The 15,621-nt window shown below is 58.6% G+C and carries 13 protein-coding genes; 11 read left to right on the top strand and 2 right to left on the bottom strand.

Translation table 11 applies throughout. The annotated features are described in order from the left end of the window. The first annotated feature begins 1,018 nt into the window (after positions 1–1,018). On the top strand, positions 1,019–1,483 hold the full coding sequence (locus Q0J81_RS07515; RefSeq protein ID WP_294446949.1) for a periplasmic heavy metal sensor: 465 nt from the start codon (positions 1,019–1,021) through the stop codon (positions 1,481–1,483). A gap of 173 nt (positions 1,484–1,656) precedes the next feature. Here Q0J81_RS07515 and Q0J81_RS07510 read toward each other — a convergent pair whose 3' ends face one another. Beyond that, positions 1,657–2,322 carry a TetR/AcrR family transcriptional regulator gene (locus tag Q0J81_RS07510; RefSeq protein ID WP_294446948.1) on the bottom strand — a complete coding sequence of 222 codons (666 nt, stop codon included), beginning with the start codon at positions 2,320–2,322 and terminating at the stop codon, positions 1,657–1,659. Between the two features lie 138 nt (positions 2,323–2,460). Between Q0J81_RS07510 and Q0J81_RS07505 the strand changes: the two genes are divergently transcribed. From Q0J81_RS07505 to Q0J81_RS07465, 9 genes are all read left to right on the top strand, one after another. Further along, positions 2,461–3,465 carry an efflux RND transporter periplasmic adaptor subunit gene (locus tag Q0J81_RS07505; RefSeq protein ID WP_294446947.1) on the top strand — a complete coding sequence of 335 codons (1,005 nt, stop codon included), beginning with the start codon at positions 2,461–2,463 and terminating at the stop codon, positions 3,463–3,465. Next, positions 3,455–5,380 (top strand): ATP-binding cassette domain-containing protein, encoded by a 1,926-nt coding sequence (locus Q0J81_RS07500; RefSeq protein ID WP_294446946.1) that lies wholly within the window; start codon positions 3,455–3,457, stop codon positions 5,378–5,380. The genes Q0J81_RS07505 and Q0J81_RS07500 overlap by 11 nt, the downstream gene beginning before the upstream one ends. Then, positions 5,377–6,498, top strand: a complete 1,122-nt coding sequence (locus tag Q0J81_RS07495; RefSeq protein ID WP_294446945.1) for an ABC transporter permease — start codon at positions 5,377–5,379, stop codon at positions 6,496–6,498. The genes Q0J81_RS07500 and Q0J81_RS07495 overlap by 4 nt, the downstream gene beginning before the upstream one ends. A gap of 2 nt (positions 6,499–6,500) precedes the next feature. Then, positions 6,501–7,613, top strand: coding sequence for an ABC transporter permease (locus Q0J81_RS07490; RefSeq protein WP_294446944.1), 1,113 nt, complete (start codon positions 6,501–6,503; stop codon positions 7,611–7,613). 244 nt (positions 7,614–7,857) lie between these two features. Continuing rightward, positions 7,858–8,817 carry a LysR family transcriptional regulator gene (locus tag Q0J81_RS07485; RefSeq protein WP_294446943.1) on the top strand — a complete coding sequence of 320 codons (960 nt, stop codon included), beginning with the start codon at positions 7,858–7,860 and terminating at the stop codon, positions 8,815–8,817. A gap of 569 nt (positions 8,818–9,386) precedes the next feature. Next, entirely contained in the window at positions 9,387–10,046 is a 660-nt protein-coding gene (locus Q0J81_RS07480; protein WP_294446942.1) for a flavodoxin family protein, read from the top strand. Positions 10,047–10,048: 2 nt separating this feature from the next. Next, complete coding sequence (locus Q0J81_RS07475; protein WP_294446941.1) at positions 10,049–10,894, top strand: amidohydrolase family protein; 846 nt, start codon at positions 10,049–10,051, stop codon at positions 10,892–10,894. Between the two features lie 24 nt (positions 10,895–10,918). Then, positions 10,919–12,808, top strand: coding sequence for a TRAP transporter permease (locus Q0J81_RS07470; protein WP_294446940.1), 1,890 nt, complete (start codon positions 10,919–10,921; stop codon positions 12,806–12,808). 50 nt (positions 12,809–12,858) lie between these two features. Continuing rightward, positions 12,859–13,842, top strand: coding sequence for a TAXI family TRAP transporter solute-binding subunit (locus tag Q0J81_RS07465; protein WP_294446939.1), 984 nt, complete (start codon positions 12,859–12,861; stop codon positions 13,840–13,842). A 337-nt stretch (positions 13,843–14,179) separates the two neighbouring features. Here the strand turns inward: Q0J81_RS07465 and thiD are convergent, their stop codons facing one another. After that, a complete protein-coding gene (thiD, locus tag Q0J81_RS07460) occupies positions 14,180–14,983 on the bottom strand; it encodes a bifunctional hydroxymethylpyrimidine kinase/phosphomethylpyrimidine kinase (RefSeq protein WP_294446937.1) in 804 nt (267 codons plus the stop codon). Between the two features lie 197 nt (positions 14,984–15,180). Here thiD and Q0J81_RS07455 point away from each other — a divergent pair. Continuing rightward, positions 15,181–15,621 (top strand): sodium:proton antiporter (locus Q0J81_RS07455; protein WP_294446950.1); only part of this gene is annotated, 441 nt, incomplete at its 3' end.

The raw sequence follows: 15,621 nt of genomic DNA, 5'->3' as shown, positions 1-15,621 counted from the left end.
TGTGCCCACACGTTCTTTTCGGCTATTTGTCTCGCTGCCATTGTCATCTTTTATATTTAATGAGTCCTGAACCTAGTCAGAAAAACGCCGCTCCCCCGACACTTCCGGGAGAACGTCCTTCCACTGACGCCTGACACTCTTCTTCTGCAGCATAACGCCGGAAGGCATGACGCCATCAGCGCATCCCTTCCGGCTCTTCTTATTTAATCGACAGCATGAAACCTGACGGGAGAAAAGCGTCCAGCACCCTGCCCGCCACACAGAGACACGCGTTCTGCCCGCGTCTTCCCGTACAGACATGCACATTCTTCTTCCCTGCCGCATTCCGAACAGAAAGGCAGGACGCAATGCTCGAGCATCCCCGCCCCCTGGCCTCGCCGGAACCTTGCCTGCCCCCCCCACACATTCGACAAGACGGGAGAAAAACCGCACGCCGCTTTGAAGCGGCAGTCCGAGCCGGGCCTGATGAGCCGTGCTCTGCGGCTCAGACGCGAAGGACACTCGTTCTTCCTTTGCTGCCAGAATGTCGCCGGGGCCTGTTCCGCAGGGCCGAATGCATTCCCCCGTCACGACGTTTTCCTCCCCTTTTCCTGCCCCTGTTCTCAACGCATCTCTTTTTTTCGTCACCCGCAAAATTTTTCGGCCGCGTTCTGCAAGAAAAGGAAACAATCCTGAAAAAAACGGCCGTAAGATTCCATTAGCGGATTGAAGACAAAAAATTCATTCTTATCAGCCAATTGTCTTAAACCTTATTTCCGACAGGCGGCCTGTCGCTGCGTATGCCGCCCTTCTGCAGAGCATCATCATGCGCACCCGCCGTCCCGTACGTTCCCCCAAGCGCCAGAATCAGGCCTTCGCTCCGCGCTTCCGGCCCGATGCAGAGCCCGTATCTTTCCTTCCGAAAGAAAGCGCGAAAGAGTTTGAAACGTGACAGGAATCGCGTCGTTGCCTATATACTGACCCCGTGGTCCACATCACTCCTTCCCTCCTTCACTACTTCGTTCAAAAGGAACCTGCCATGACCAGAAAGACCATCGTCACCTCTCTCGCCGCCATCATCTTTGCCACCAGCATTCCCGTCGCCGCCATGGCGCATCCCGACTTCCACGGCCGTCACGGATATCAGGCTGCCTCCTGCCCGGTTCTGCCCAACCTCACCGCCGAACAGAAGGCCCAGTTCGACAAGCTGCACGAAGAGCGCTACGCCGCCATCACCCCCCTGCGCGACAGCCTCATGGAAAAGCGCATGACGCTGAACGCTCTCTCCCGCAATCCCAACGCCACTCCCGTAGAACTGCGTCAGCTCGCCTCCGACATCACCAAGCTGCGTACCCAGATCCGCACCGTGAACGACGAATTTTTCGCCAAAATGGAAAAGGCCGGTCTGCCCTGCCCCCAGTTCCGCCATCATGACGGCTACGGATACGGCCGCGGCATGGGCCAGGGTCAGGGCATGGGCATGGGACGCGGCTACAACCGCTGAGCATGACAAAGGCGTTCCGTTTTTCCTCCTCAGCGGAACCCTCCCGACATAACGCTTCTCCGCCAGAAGGCCGACGAACATGACGCCATCAGCGCCTGTCCGTCGGCCTTCTTCATGTTAAACGGCTCCTGTCTCCAGTCCCTTCCAGACCATGCAAAAGCCGTCAAAAACAGCTAATCATGCTTTCCGAGCGCGTTCAGTCCGCCCATGACGTAGCTTACCATGGACTCGATCAGCGTATCCGGCCTTTCCATGAAGCCCGGCAAGAGAATCGTCTGTATTTTTTCAGGAAAGAGCACGAGGAACATACAGGGAAAAAGAAGCATGGCCGCAGCGTGCGAGGCCTTTTCCGCATCGGGCTCAAGGCCGGTCACTTCGCACACGAGACTGCGCACCATGTTGAGCTTGGGCAGCATGCTGTTCACAAGGGGCGCAGGAAGATTGGAAGAAGGAGAGGCCACTTCGCGCAGAAGCACGGGCAGAGCCCACAGATCTGGAGCCTTCCGGGCCGCACTCACGGCAAGCTCAATGAAGGCACGCAGCTTGTCTCTGGAATCGGCCCCCGCATTCATGACCGCGCCGAGCTCCTCCATGCTCACGAGCTGCCGGTGAGCCTCCACCAGCACTTCCTCGTACAGCGCTTCCTTACCGCCGAAATAGTAGTTGATGGCCGCTCCGTTGACGCCGGCCCGTCCGCAGATCTCCCGATTCGTGGCCTTCTCATAGCCGAGCTCGGCAAAAACCCGGCCCGCGGCCTCGAGAACCACACCGCGGGTGGAAAGCCCGTCCCGGCGCGGCGCGCTCCGCTTCCTCTGATGATATGCGTATGCCTGTTCCATGAAGAAAAGCTACGGCAAAATATTTCAAACGTCAAATTCAAACATAAAATTGAATTTTATATTTGACTTTAAACGGCAAGGTTCCTACCCTGAAAAGAAGAAAAAAGCTCTTTCTTCTCAAGCAACAAGAGAGCCGCCATGAAAAAGATAACCGTCATTCTTGCCGTCGTTCTTCTCGGCGCCGCGGGCGCTCTTTACTGGCGCCTTTCCTCCCCCGTCGCGCCCGAAGACGGTCTCAGGCTGTACGGCAACGTGGACATCCGTCAGGTATCTCTGGCCTTCGAGCAGGGCGGGCGCATCTCGGATCTTTTTGCGGAAGAAGGCGACAGCGTGAAGAAAGGCCAGCTTCTTGCCCGCGTGGACGTGACGAGTCTCCGTCTTGAAGCCGACAGACTGCGCGCAGACATCGCCGCCCAGGAACAGAATCTGCTCAAGATGAAGAACGGCAACCGTCCGGAAGAGATCGCCCGGGCGGAAGCGGCGCTGCGCACGGCCGAGGCCTCGCTGGAGCAGGCGCGTCGCAACGACCGGCGCATGGCCAGTCTGCGCCGGGGCAATTCCGTGAGCCAGCAGGAAAAGGAAAACGCCGAAACCTCCCTGCGCGTGGCGCAGGGGCAGCGCGACGAGGCCGCTCATGCGCTCAATCTTCTGCGCGAAGGCTACCGGGCCGAAGACATCGCCATGGCCGCAGCCCAGCTCGATTCGGCAAAGGCTGCCCTTGCCATCATGCAGCACAACATCGCTCTCGGCGAGCTTTACGCCCCCACGGATGCCGTGGTCTCCTCCCGGCTGCTCGAGCCCGGCGACATGGCTTCTTCCGCCACGCCCGTGTTCCTTCTGTCCCTCACCTCGCCCAAGTGGGTGCGCGCCTATGTGACGGAACCTCAGCTCGGCCGCATACGCCACGGCATGAGGGCCGACGTTCTCACCGACTCATTCCCGGAGCCCGTGCCCGGTCACGTGGGCTACATTTCTCCCACGGCGGAATTCACGCCCAAGAGCGTACAGACCGAAGATCTGCGCACCTCGCTGCTCTATGAAGTGCGCATCGTAACCGACGATGCCGGAGACAGACTCCGTCTCGGCATGCCGGTAAGCGTCATCGTTCATGAAGACGCGGCCGGGGGCCGCCATGACGACTAGCGAACGAAACAACGTCCTGCAGGAGACTTCCTTTCCGAAGGAGAACAGCCCTCTCGCTGTCAGCGCGCGCGCTCTGGGCAAGACCTTTACGGACAGGAAAACGACAGTCACGGCGCTCTCTTCGCTCAGTCTCGACGTGCCTTGCGGCAGCATGACGGCCTTCGTAGGGCCGGACGGGGCGGGCAAAACCACCTTCCTGCGCATGATATGCGGTCTTCTTTCCCCCAGCTCGGGTGAACTTTTCGTGCTCGGACGCGACATTGTGCGGCACGCTCAGGAAATTCAGAGCCGCATCAGCTACATGCCCCAGCGCTTCGGTCTTTACGAGGATCTGAGCGTCATGGAAAACATGAATCTCTATGCCGACCTGCACGGCATTCCCGAAAAAATCAGAAAAGAGCGTTTCGCCCGACTTCTGGACATGACCGATCTTGCGCGTTTTACGGCGCGTCCTGCGGGCAGGCTTTCCGGCGGCATGAAGCAGAAGCTGGCGCTGGCCTGCACGCTGGTGCGCTCTCCGGAGCTGCTGCTTCTCGACGAGCCTTCCGTGGGCGTGGATCCTCTTTCCCGGCGGGAACTGTGGGCCATCATTACGAAAATGGTGCGGGAGGAGCAGCTTTCCGTCATCGTGAGCACCGCCTACATGGACGAAGCCGAACGCTGCGACAACGTGGTCGTCATGCACGAGGGGGCCGTTCTGGCGCAGGGGGCGCCGGAAGCGCTGCGGGGACTCACGCAGGGACTCTGCTACGCCACTGCCGTACCGGAAGGCATCAGGGCAAGGCATCTTCAGGCATGGCTGCTCGATCAGCCCTCCCTTGTCATGGACGCCGTACCGGAAGGCGATCACGTCCGCTTCGTTCTTCCGCCGGAGCGCGGCAAAAACGGCCTTCCCGAAGAACTGCTCTCTCCTTCTTCTGGAAATCTGCGTCTGCGCCCCGAAGACTGTTCAAACGTGACGCCACGCCTTGAAGACAGCTTCATGCTCCTGCTCAGGCACCGAAATCCGGACGTTCAGGGAACAGACGTACCAAAACCGCCTCTCCCCTCCGCGGATTGGCCCCCCTCCGGTTCCGCCCCCCGGAAAAACGTTTCCGACGCCTCCGTCAAGCGCCCCTTTTCTCCCTCCGGCACAACCGACGCCGTCAACGCGCAAGAGACCGTCATTGAAGTGCGCGACCTTGTACGGAAATTCGGCGACTTCACTGCCGTGGCCAGCACCACGTTCTCCGTGTACCGCGGCGAAGTGTTCGGACTTCTCGGCCCCAACGGCGCCGGCAAGACCACCACGTTCCGCATGCTCTGCGGCCTTCTGCCGGCAACAGGCGGATTTCTGCGCGTGGCCGGGGAAAACCTGCGCACGGCCGCCGCGCAGGCCCGTACCCGGGTAGGCTACGTTTCACAGAAATTTTCTCTGTACGGCAACCTTTCCGTGCTGGAAAACCTGCGATTTTTCGGCGGCGTGTACGGCATAGGCCCCTTTGCCCTGCGTCGCCGCATACAGGAGGTGCTCGAAGAGTTCGATCTTGTCGGACACGAACACGACATGAGCGGCGCCATGCCCGGAGGATTCAAGCAGCGGCTGTCCATGGCCGTAGGCATGCTCCACAAGCCGGAAATTCTCTTTCTCGACGAACCCACGAGCGGCATAGATCCTCTGGCCCGCCGCGTGTTCTGGCGACGCATCACGGGGCTGTCGGACGAAGGCACCACCATCATCATAACCACGCATTTCATGGAAGAAGCCGAATACTGCGACCGCATGCTCATTCAGGATGCAGGACGGGTACTCGCCCTCGGCACGCCGGGCGACGTGCGCCGTCAGGGCGGCAACGCTCCCACCATGGAAGAAGCCTTCATACGCATCGTAGAAAACGCCAGAGCCGCAAACGCTGCGGCAAAGGAGCGCGCATGAACGGATTCACGCGTCGCCTCGGCGCACTTACCGTAAAGGAATTCAGACAGATATCGCGAGACCCAAGCAGCATCATGATAGGGCTCGTGCTGCCCATCATCCTCATTCTCATTTTCGGCTACGGGCTCTCGCTGGACGTGAAGAATGCGCCCGTGGCCGTGGTCATGGAACACGACACGCCCCTGGCCCGCAACCTTCTTTCCGGGCTCTGGGGCTCCGCCTACTTTTCTCCGCGTCACGCCTCATCCATGCATGAAGCCGAGGAGCTTCTCAGAAAACGCGAGGTGGACGCCATCATACGCACGGGCAGCGACTTCGACAGCCGCTTCATGAAGGGCGACGCAAAAGTGCAGCTCATCCTTCACGGCGTGGATTCCACCACGGCCACGCTCATCGGGCAGTACACGGGCGCGCTGCTCTCGCTGCGGATACAAGAGACGCTCGAAAGGCAGGGCCTTGCCGCGGGTTCCGGCTCCGCCGTGGTGCAGAGCCGCATGTGGTTCAACGAGGCCGCCGACAGCACCTGGTATCTCGTGCCCGGGCTCATCGTCATCATCATGACGCTGGTGGGCGCCTTTCTCACCGCGCTCATCATGGCCCGCGAATGGGAGCGCGGCACGCTCGAGGCGCTTTTCGTCTCCCCCGTGGGCCGCGCGGAAATTCTGCTTTCCAAGATCATTCCCTACTTTCTTCTCGGCATGACCGGCCTTCTGCTCTGCCTTGCGGCCGCACGGTGGCTCTTTGCCGTGCCTCTGCGCGGCAGTCTCTTCGTCTTTCTGCTCTGCTCCTCGCTGTACCTCGTGGTGTCGCTCGGCATGGGGCTCGCCATCTCCTCCGTCACCAGAAGTCAGTTTCTCTCCTGTCAGATAGCGCTCGTGGTGAGCTTTCTGCCCGCCGTCATTCTTTCGGGCTTTCTCTTCGATCTGCGCAGCGTTCCCCTCGCGGCCAGAATCGTGGGCAACATTCTGCCCGCCACCTACTACATGGAAATGCTGAAGACTCTCTTTCTCGCCGGAAACAACCCGGTCATACTGCTGCGGGACTCGGCGGCCCTTCTCGCCTACGCCGTGCTCTTCATGTATGTCGCCGTACGCTTCACACGCAAAAATCTGGACTAGCCATGCACGACCTGATTCTTCTGCTCCGCAGGCTGCGCAGCCTCTGCATCAAGGAACTGCTCGTCATCTTCAAGGATCCGGCCAATCGCCTGGTGCTCATCGTTCCCGTGGTCATCCAGTCCTTCATCTTCGGCTACGCGGCCACCTACGACCTCAACTATGTGCCATATGTGGTGTGCGACCAGAACAGAAGCGCCCTTTCCCGCGATCTTCTGGCCCGGCTCGACGGTTCCGGAAAATTCTCCCGTCAGGCCACGCTCGACAGCACGGCGGAAGCCGAGGAATGGATATACGACGGCAAGGCACTGCTTGCCGTGCAGATCGGCAGCGACTTTGCCGACCGTCTGCTCTCAGGTCGCAGCGCCGACGTGCAGGTCATTCTCGACGGCCGCAATTCCACCACGGCATCCATAGCGCAGGGCTACATTTCCCAGTTCGTGGCCAGCTGGAACGCCGGCCGGGGACACCGCTCGCCGGTTGCCCTCGTCATGCGCGCATGGTTCAACCCGCAGCTTGAAACGCGCTGGAACATCATGCCCGGCATGCTGGGCTCGCTCAGCATCATACAGATTATGCTGCTCGCCGCCCTCTCCGTGGCCAGAGAACGGGAACAGGGAACCTTTGACCAGATGCTGGTCACGCCGCTCTCTCCCTGGGAAATTCTCATCGGCAAGGCCATTCCTCCCGTGGTCGTGGGACTTGCGCAGGCGGCCCTTGTGCTTTTCGTGTGCCTGTTCTGGTTCCACATTCCCTTTGCGGGAAGCTATGTCGACCTCTTCATCGCGCTCGGCGTGTTCACCCTGAGCTGCGCGGGACTCGGACTGTGCGTATCCGCCATTTCCCTCAACATGCAGCAGGCTCTCGTATACTGCTTCGTCACGCTTCTGCCCATGGTGCTGCTCTCCGGCCTTGCCACGCCCGTGAGCTCCATGCCCAAGGCCCTGCAGATAGCCACGTACGCCAACCCTCTGCGCTTTGCCCTCGTGTGCGTGCGAAGCGTCTACCTTGAGGGCGGAACACTTGCCGACATTGCCCCCAACTTCGTGCCCATGCTTGCCGTGGCTGCGCTCACCCTGCCTCTCGCAGGCTGGCTGTTCCGAAACCGGCTGAACTGAACGCGCCGGATATGCCGTCACCGCAGAATCGCTCCGTCCTCTTCGCCCAAAGACACGGCCGGTTGGTTCACGGATGACTTTTTTCCGAATGTGTGAGAGCGTGGCTCGTTGCCGGAAAACTGTGCTGCAGGCATACCGCAAGCTCCGTCCGCATGCTGCAGGCGACAGCCTTTTTCTGTTCCGCCGAAGAACTTTCCCTTATCCGAATGCGGCGGATGACCTCCAGAGGAAGCACCAACAGCCCATGCGCATTGAATATCTTGCCTATTTTCTTGAAATCGCCAAACGAAAGTCCCTGAATACCGCGGCCTCCCGTCTGGGAGTATCCCAACAGGCGCTGAGCGCATGCATAAAAAAAATGGAACAGGAACTCGGCGTGACGCTTTTTCTGAGAAACCGGCAGGGATGCCGGCTGACGCAGGAAGGAGAAAAAGTACGGGAAACGGCGGAAAACATGGTCGCAAGCTACCGCACGCTCTGCGCCGATCTGAAAAAGAAGGATAAGGTCAGGCAACGTGCGCCTCTCAGCGGCATGCTCAAGGTCTATACCAATTACTCCTTCTTCCTTCCCCTCAATCCGAACATCATCAAGGGATTCTGCGAAACCTATCCTCAACTGCGTCTCTCCATTACCGAGCTGCCCCAGCAGCTCGTCTATGAAAAAATACTTTCCAGTTCCGACGACGCACAGAGCATCGGCCTCATCAATGTCCCGTATGCTCCCGATGGAAGTCTGGCCAAATCCTTCCTGCCTCCGCCGCCCCTGAAGTTTCAGCCCTTTGTCCAGGGGGGCTACCTTGCCTGTGTCGGGAAAATATCGCCTCTGGCAAGAAGCAAACGTCTTTCTCTGAAAACCCTGCTGAAATACCCCGTGGTCATGGGCTCGTCCGAAGAAATGACGGCCACGCCCCTCCATTATCTTCTGAAGCAGTACGGCTCGCCCCGCTTCATTCTTTCCGCTTCCACCCTCAGTCTGTGGAGCATGGTGGTGACCAACAACTCGGGCATAGGATTCATCCATGACGTGCTTCTGAAAAAGGACGAACCTCTCCCCACCTACCTGCAGGACCTCGCCTTCATACGCATCAAGGAAAAGCTTGCCGCCGTCACCGGCTATGTGCTGCCCCTCCATCCCGGGGCGGCCGCTCTCGAGCTGATCAAATGGCTGACTCCTCAGGGAGCCGGACCAAACATACCGGACTGAGACATGTGCCTCTGCATGATCGGACCGCACCTCTGCTTTCCGTGTTTCTCTCAAGCTCCGTCCGTCTTTGCCCCTGCATGCCGCAAAAGCCTGCACACGGATCAGCGCCGTGCGGCCCATCATAATTTTTCGCGCGACGAACCTTGAACGATTCCCGGCAGTTGCCGCTTCCGCTCGTCATCAGTCCGTCCCCTTCTCCCCGGCATGATGTTCGGACGCACTTGTGAAAAAATATTTTTCAAGTCTCAGCAACCGATTTTTCGACGCCTCACATCCGCAAAATACAGGTCGTCACCGGACAAAAAGTTCTCTTCTTAAGTCGCTTTTTAAAAAAAATTGCCGACTTTGTTCCTTTTTATACAAATAAACATTGTACTCAAACGTCCGGCAAGTACTGGAAAAGAAAGACCTTCGCCTCATCCTTCCCGAAATCGGCGGGAAGACGCGCATTTATACAAATAATTGTTGTAATAAAATTATATGATGAGCTTGATAAAACCAAAAATCATTGTATCTTGAAATCGTGTCTTTATTCCCGATGTTCTGTAAATATTTCAAGGGGGAACAAAATGAAAGTCTTGGCCATCAACGGCAGTCCTCATCAGAAGGGCGTCACCTTCACAGCTATTAAACTTGTGGCTGAAGAACTGGACAAGGCAGGAATCGCAACGGAAATCATGAACGTAGGGGCCGCCGGCATACGCGGCTGCACGGACTGCCTGACCTGCCGCCGCAGCAGCAGCGGCCGCTGCATCATAGACGACAAGGTCAACGAGGCCATAGACAAATTCGCGGAGTGCGACGGCCTTCTTCTCGGGGCGCCCGCCTACTTCTGCGGCATTCCCGGACCGGCGAAGGCCTTTCTGGACAGACTGTTCTACGCTTCACAGATGGCCCGTCCCATGCACTTCAAGGCCGGAGCCTCGGTAGTGGCCCTGCGCCGTTCCGGGGGCATAACAACGCTGCATCAGCTGAACAACTACCTCATGCCGAGTCACATCGTCATGGTTCCCAGTCAGTTCCATAACGGCCTGTTCGGCAAGAGCCCCGAAGAAGCCATGCAGGATGCGGAGGGCGTGCAGACGCTCCGCATGCTGGGCAGGAACATGGCATGGCTCATGAATACTCTCGCCTTTGCCGCCGAGGCCTTTCCGCATCCCGACTTCGAACCCCGCATACGTACGAATTTCCCGGGCAACCGCACTGCGAACTATGGGGAGGTCATGTAACCATGAGAGCCATAGACATGCGTCTTCGTCCGCCGTTTGGAGGCTTTCTGGACGGCATACTCTACAAGGCCGACGGACCGAACAAAATGGCGGCCTACCGGTGCCTCGAGCCCTCGGCATCCGTCCAGAGCCGGTCCATGGAACGACTGCTTGAGGAAATGGACGCCGCCGGCGTCGCTTACGGCGTGGTTCCCATCCGAAAGACCAACGGCGGACACAATGAGGAACTGCTCGACCTGCTCGACAGATATCCGGAAAGATTCATCGGCATTCCGCACATCGACCCTCTGGAAGGAGAGCAGGCTCTCGAGGAAATACGAAAATACGTTCTGGACGGTCCGTGCAGGGGCGTCATCATGGAACCTGCAGCCATATTCAACAGGGAAAACTGGTACATCACCGACGAGCGAGCCTTTGCCGCCTACGAAATGTGCCAGACTCACCATATCCCGCTTCTTTTCACCTACGGCGGCAGGCTGGTGAAGGACCAGGGCTACCTCAATCCCCTGTATGCCGACAGACTGGGCTACCTCTTTCCGGAACTGAACATGGTGTTCTGCCACGGCGGCTGGCCGCACATCACTCAGATGTGTCACGCCGCAGCGCAGCATCCCAACATTTATATTTCCGCCGACGTCTACATGATGGACTTCACCGCCGGCTACGAAGCCTACGTCACCGGTGCGAACTATCAGCTCCAGGATCAGTTCCTGTTCGGCTCCTCCTATCCGGTGGTCTCTCTGAGGCAGGCCGTGGAAAAATACACCCGCATGCTTCGCCCCGAAGTGCTGGACAAGGTTCTGTATCGCAACGCCGCACGACTTTTCGGCCTGCCGGAAGAGCAGTAGCCGTCCGTCGAAAGGAGATTCTCCATGAGCGTCCATCTGACACGAAAAGGCCTGAAGCCGATCATCGTCGTACTGGCTGTCGGCCTTTCCATCTTTCAGATACTCTTCACCAGCGGCATATTTTTTCTGGACGCAAAACTCCTGAGAAATATCCACCTGGCCTTCATCATCGCCCTCACCTTTCTGTGGATACCTTCAGACTCCAAGAAGGACAGCACGCTGTGGCTCGTCATCGACATTGCTCTTGCCGTGCTCGGCATCGCCGCCATGGCGCATCTTATGGTGAATCATGAGGCGTTCACCACAAGACTGCGCTATGTCGATCCCATTTCCATGGAAACAAAAGTCTACTGTCTGATCGCCGTACTCGTCATCATGGAACTCACCAGAAGAACGGCCGGCGTGCCCATGGCCATTGTCGTGGCGGTGTTTCTGTCCTATGCGGCATTCGGGGACATGCTTCCCCCGCCGCTGCGTCACAACGGCATTTCCATGGACGACATGACGGACGAAATCTTCATAGGCACGGAAGGCATATTCGGCGTGCCACTCGGCGTGGCGGCGGGCATGATCTTTGCCTTCGGCATGTTCGGCGCCTTTCTGGAACGCTCCAACATGAGCGCGCTGTTCATGGATCTGGCATGCCTGTTCACCAGAAAATCGCGCGGAGGTCCGGCCAAGGTCAGCATCTTCGCCTCCGCGCTCTTCGGCACCATTTCGGGAAGCGCCCCGGCCAACGTGTACGGCACCGGCACCTTCACCATCCCTCTCATGAAAAAGGCCGGATACAGTCCGGCATTTGCCGGCGCCGTGGAAGCCACGGCCTCCACAGGCGGACAGCTCATGCCTCCCATCATGGGCACGGCGGCCTTCGTCATGGCAGATCTTGCGGGCACTTCCTACACGGCCGTAGCCAAGGCCGCCCTGCTGCCGTCCATACTCTTCTATTTCGCCCTGTTCATGATGATCCATTTTGAAGCGGTACGAAAAAATCTCGGACTGCTTCCCGAGGAACTCATCCCGTCCAAGGACCGCGTCGTCTCACGGCTCTACTATCTGCTGCCGGTCTTTCTGCTCGTCGCCCTGCTTATTCGAGGCAAGAGCCTGACGAGCTGCGCCTACATCGCCACACTGAGCATCGTTCTGCTGGCGGCATTCAGGAAGGAATCACGCTTCGATCTGAACGCCTTCATCGACGCTCTTGTCAAAAGTGCACGCAACAGCCTCATGATTTCCGCCTGCTGTGCCTCCGCCGGCATCATCATTGCCGTCATCGCACTTACCGGCGTAGGCTACAAGTTCATGTCCTGCATCACGCTGATTGCGGGCGATCACCTCTTCCTGCTCATGATAGTTCTCATGCTCACCTGCATGATCCTGGGCATGGGCGTGCCGACCACCCCCGCCTACATCATCGTCGCCACGCTCGGCGTCCCCGCACTGGTCAAATTCGGCGTCACGGGTCTTGCCGCGCATATGTTCGTCTTCTACTACGCCATTCTGGCCTGCATTACGCCGCCCGTGTGCATAGCGGCCTTTGCCGGAGCTTCCATTGCAGAGGCCAGAGCCATGGAAACAGGCTGGATTTCCGCAAAGCTCGGCATCGTGGCGTTCATCATTCCCTTCATGTTCATCTATGAACCCGCCCTTCTTCTGGAAGGTGATCTCGGCAGCATCATCATGGCCACGCTGTCCGCTCTGGTAGGTGTCGTGTCGCTCTCCGGCGGTCTTCAGGGCTATCTTCTGACGAAGGCCTCCCTGCCGGAGCGGCTGATCCTGACCGCCGGCGGTCTTTGTCTCATCTACCCCGGCGTCATCACCGATCTGGCCGGGCTCGGCGCCCTTGCTCTGGTCATCGCCGTTCAGGCTGCGCGCAGACGCACCCTGCGAAACAATTCCGCACAGGCCGGCTAACGGCAGACATGCTGCCGGTTTTCCGTCACCATAACGCTATGGAGGAAATCATGAAATTCAAGTCTCTGCTTCCCTGTCTTCTCCTCGCCGCCGCATGTACGCTCTCCCCGAATTCCGCACAGGCCGCCACGCATCTCAATCTGGTTTCCGGAGCCGTGTCCGGCAAGTGGTACCTCAACATGGGACTCATAGGCAAAGCCATTGCCGCCATGTACCCTGACATGGAAATAACCATGCTCCCCGGCGCCGGACGATCCAACGTCATCATGGCCGACAGAGGAAAGGCCGATGTGACCTTTTCTCAGGCAGCCCTTACTGCCGCAGCCCGCGACGGTATTTCCCCCTACACGTCCAAGGTCACAAAGGTCTGCACACTGATGAACATCCAGGATCCGCAGAACTTCAATGTGCTCGTGCGACGCGATCTTGGTATCGACTCCATCGATCAGATACGGGAAAAGAAAATGCCGGTGAGAATTTCCACCGGACCGCAGGGCGGCAACTCGGAAGTCTACGGACGCTGGCTGTTTGAAGCCTACGGCATCAGCTTCGAAGAGCTGGAAACATGGGGAGGCAAGGCCTTCCCCTCCACCATGGACGGCGTCATAGAAGCCGTGCAGAACAACCAGGCCGACATCGTCATCTGGAACGGCTCCGGGGAGTCCTGGCACATCGCTGAAATTTTGAAGAGCATGCCGTTCAAGGCTCTTCCCATTTCCCCGGAAGTGGCCGCAAAAATGGAAAAGGAGCACGGCTTCCGGCCCGCCCTTCTTCCCAAGGAATATTACAAGGGACAGATAGCGGATGCCGACGTGCCCACCATATGCGACTGGCTGGAAATTCTGGTTCCCGCCTCCATGCCTGAAGAAACGGCCTACAAGATAACCAAGGCCGTCGCCGAAAGTCTGGAATTTCTGAGTCAGGGCAATCCCGACTGGAAGAAGGTGACCGAAGACAAGATGCCGCAGGACTTCGTTCTGCCGATGCATCCCGGCGCAGAACGTTATTACCGTGAACGCGGATGGCTCAAGTAGTCGGTACGTCGCCTTTCTCCGAAACGAAGAAAGCCTCCCCTGCAGGCCGGGCACAATTCCTTCTGCTTTCAGCTGATTCCAGAACCTGCACAGGGAGACGGCGCCCGAACATGCCGCCGTCCTTCCCGCCTCATGCCGAAAACGTCCTGTGCCCGACCGCCCCTCTGCCGGAAGAGCCTTCCGGCAGAGGGAACCCTCTTCTCTGTCCGACAGATAAAAAGCACGTCAGCCATGCAAAAAATGCACGATGAGACATCGTGCATTTTTTGCATGGAACTTCCTGCGCCCTGAAAAGACACTCTCTTTGCTGCGCAGACAGCCTTTTTTCTTCCCGGGGTTATCCGAGCCCCGCCATGTGATTGCACGGACCATGCCCCTTGCCGGGATTGAAGCCGTGCCGAAGGGCAAGATTAAGAAATTCCTGGGCCTTGGTGACGGCCACGCGCAGCGGCATGCCGAGCGCAAGCTGAGCGGCTATGCCCGCCGACAGCGTGCAGCCCGTGCCGTGCGTGTTCTGCGTGCTCACATAGGGCTGACGCAGGGGCACGGGATCGGCGTCCCGCTCGAAAAGCCAGTCGGTGACGAACACGGGATTGCCCATGCCGAAATGGCCTCCCTTCATGAGCACCGCCCGGGCCCCCTTCTCCAGAAGACGCGTCCCGACCTCGAGGACGTCGTCCTCGCTCACGATTTCCATGCCGGCAAATACTTCGGCTTCCGGCCTGTTGGGCGTGAACAGATCGGCCCGGGGCATGAGCCTGTCGCGGAGCGTGTCTATGCCGTCTTCCTCCATGAGCCTGTGCCCGCTCGTGCTCACGCACACCGGATCCACCACCAGCGGAAAGGTCTGCTCGTCCAGCACGTCCGCCACGGCGCCGATGATGCCGGAATTGAACATCATGCCCGTTTTCGCGGCATGAACGGGAAAGCCGTCCAGCACGGTGAGAAGCTGAAGACGCACGAAGGAAGGCTCGGGCGCGTGTATGCCCGCCACGCCGAGACCGTTCTGCGCCGTGAGCGCCGTGATCACGCTCATGCCGAAAGTGCGCATCATGGTCATGGTCTTCAGATCGGCCTGTATGCCCGCGCCTCCGCCGGAATCGGAACCGGCAATGGTAAGAACGTTCGGTATCTGATGCATGAAACGCTCCTTTTTTCCTCGTTTTCTTCCTGAGATGCACACAAAAGCCTTGGCCCGTCAAGGTTCTGTCGCCGCGTAACGCCTAAAGTTCTTGATGAAACGCGTTTTTTTGGATACAAGAAAACCTAATTCTATTTTTTTCCGAAAGGAGTCCGTGGATGCACCGTTTCAAATTCATTTCCGCTCTCCTTCTGGCGATGCTGCTCGTGCCCGGCATCTGCTTCGCCGAAGGTCATTTCCAGCTTCCCAATGATCTTTCCATCATCTGGGTCGTGCCCTTTGTCTGCATGTTGCTTTCCATAGCCATCTGCCCCCTGGTGGTTCCTCATTTCTGGGAGCATCATTTCGGCAAGGTGGCCCTCTTCTGGGGACTGGCCTTCCTTGTTCCCTGCGCGCTGGTGTTCGGCTTCGGCAACGCCTTCTTCATCGCCGCCGAAAGCATTCTGCTTGAATACGTGCCCTTCATCCTTCTGCTGCTTGCCCTGTTCACCGTGGCCGGCGGCATCCGCCTCAAGGGTACCCTCGTAGGCACTCCCATCGTGAATACCGCCATTCTGGCCGTGGGCACCATACTCGCCAGCTGGATGGGCACCACCGGCGCCGCCATGCTCCTCATCCGTCCGCTGCTGCGCGCCAAC

It is taken from the genome of uncultured Mailhella sp., assembly GCF_944324575.1.
In the GTDB taxonomy this organism is placed as follows: domain Bacteria; phylum Desulfobacterota; class Desulfovibrionia; order Desulfovibrionales; family Desulfovibrionaceae; genus Mailhella.
The sequence above is the reverse complement of the archived record's forward strand: the minus strand, read 5'-3'. Positions and strand labels throughout refer to the sequence as shown.

Excerpts from the sequence above, each read along its gene's own strand:
- Q0J81_RS07480 (WP_294446942.1), top strand. The coding sequence starts at position 9,387 with ATGAAAGTCTTGGCCATCAACGGCAGTCCTCATCAGAAGGGCGTCACC.
- Q0J81_RS07465 (WP_294446939.1), top strand. The coding sequence starts at position 12,859 with ATGAAATTCAAGTCTCTGCTTCCCTGTCTTCTCCTCGCCGCCGCATGT.
- Q0J81_RS07500 (WP_294446946.1), top strand. The coding sequence starts at position 3,455 with ATGACGACTAGCGAACGAAACAACGTCCTGCAGGAGACTTCCTTTCCG.
- Q0J81_RS07505 (WP_294446947.1), top strand. The coding sequence starts at position 2,461 with ATGAAAAAGATAACCGTCATTCTTGCCGTCGTTCTTCTCGGCGCCGCG.
- thiD (WP_294446937.1), bottom strand. The coding sequence starts at position 14,983 with ATGCATCAGATACCGAACGTTCTTACCATTGCCGGTTCCGATTCCGGC.
- Q0J81_RS07515 (WP_294446949.1), top strand. The coding sequence starts at position 1,019 with ATGACCAGAAAGACCATCGTCACCTCTCTCGCCGCCATCATCTTTGCC.
- Q0J81_RS07470 (WP_294446940.1), top strand. The coding sequence starts at position 10,919 with ATGAGCGTCCATCTGACACGAAAAGGCCTGAAGCCGATCATCGTCGTA.
- Q0J81_RS07495 (WP_294446945.1), top strand. The coding sequence starts at position 5,377 with ATGAACGGATTCACGCGTCGCCTCGGCGCACTTACCGTAAAGGAATTC.
- Q0J81_RS07475 (WP_294446941.1), top strand. The coding sequence starts at position 10,049 with ATGAGAGCCATAGACATGCGTCTTCGTCCGCCGTTTGGAGGCTTTCTG.
- Q0J81_RS07485 (WP_294446943.1), top strand. The coding sequence starts at position 7,858 with ATGCGCATTGAATATCTTGCCTATTTTCTTGAAATCGCCAAACGAAAG.
- Q0J81_RS07510 (WP_294446948.1), bottom strand. The coding sequence starts at position 2,322 with ATGGAACAGGCATACGCATATCATCAGAGGAAGCGGAGCGCGCCGCGC.
- Q0J81_RS07490 (WP_294446944.1), top strand. The coding sequence starts at position 6,501 with ATGCACGACCTGATTCTTCTGCTCCGCAGGCTGCGCAGCCTCTGCATC.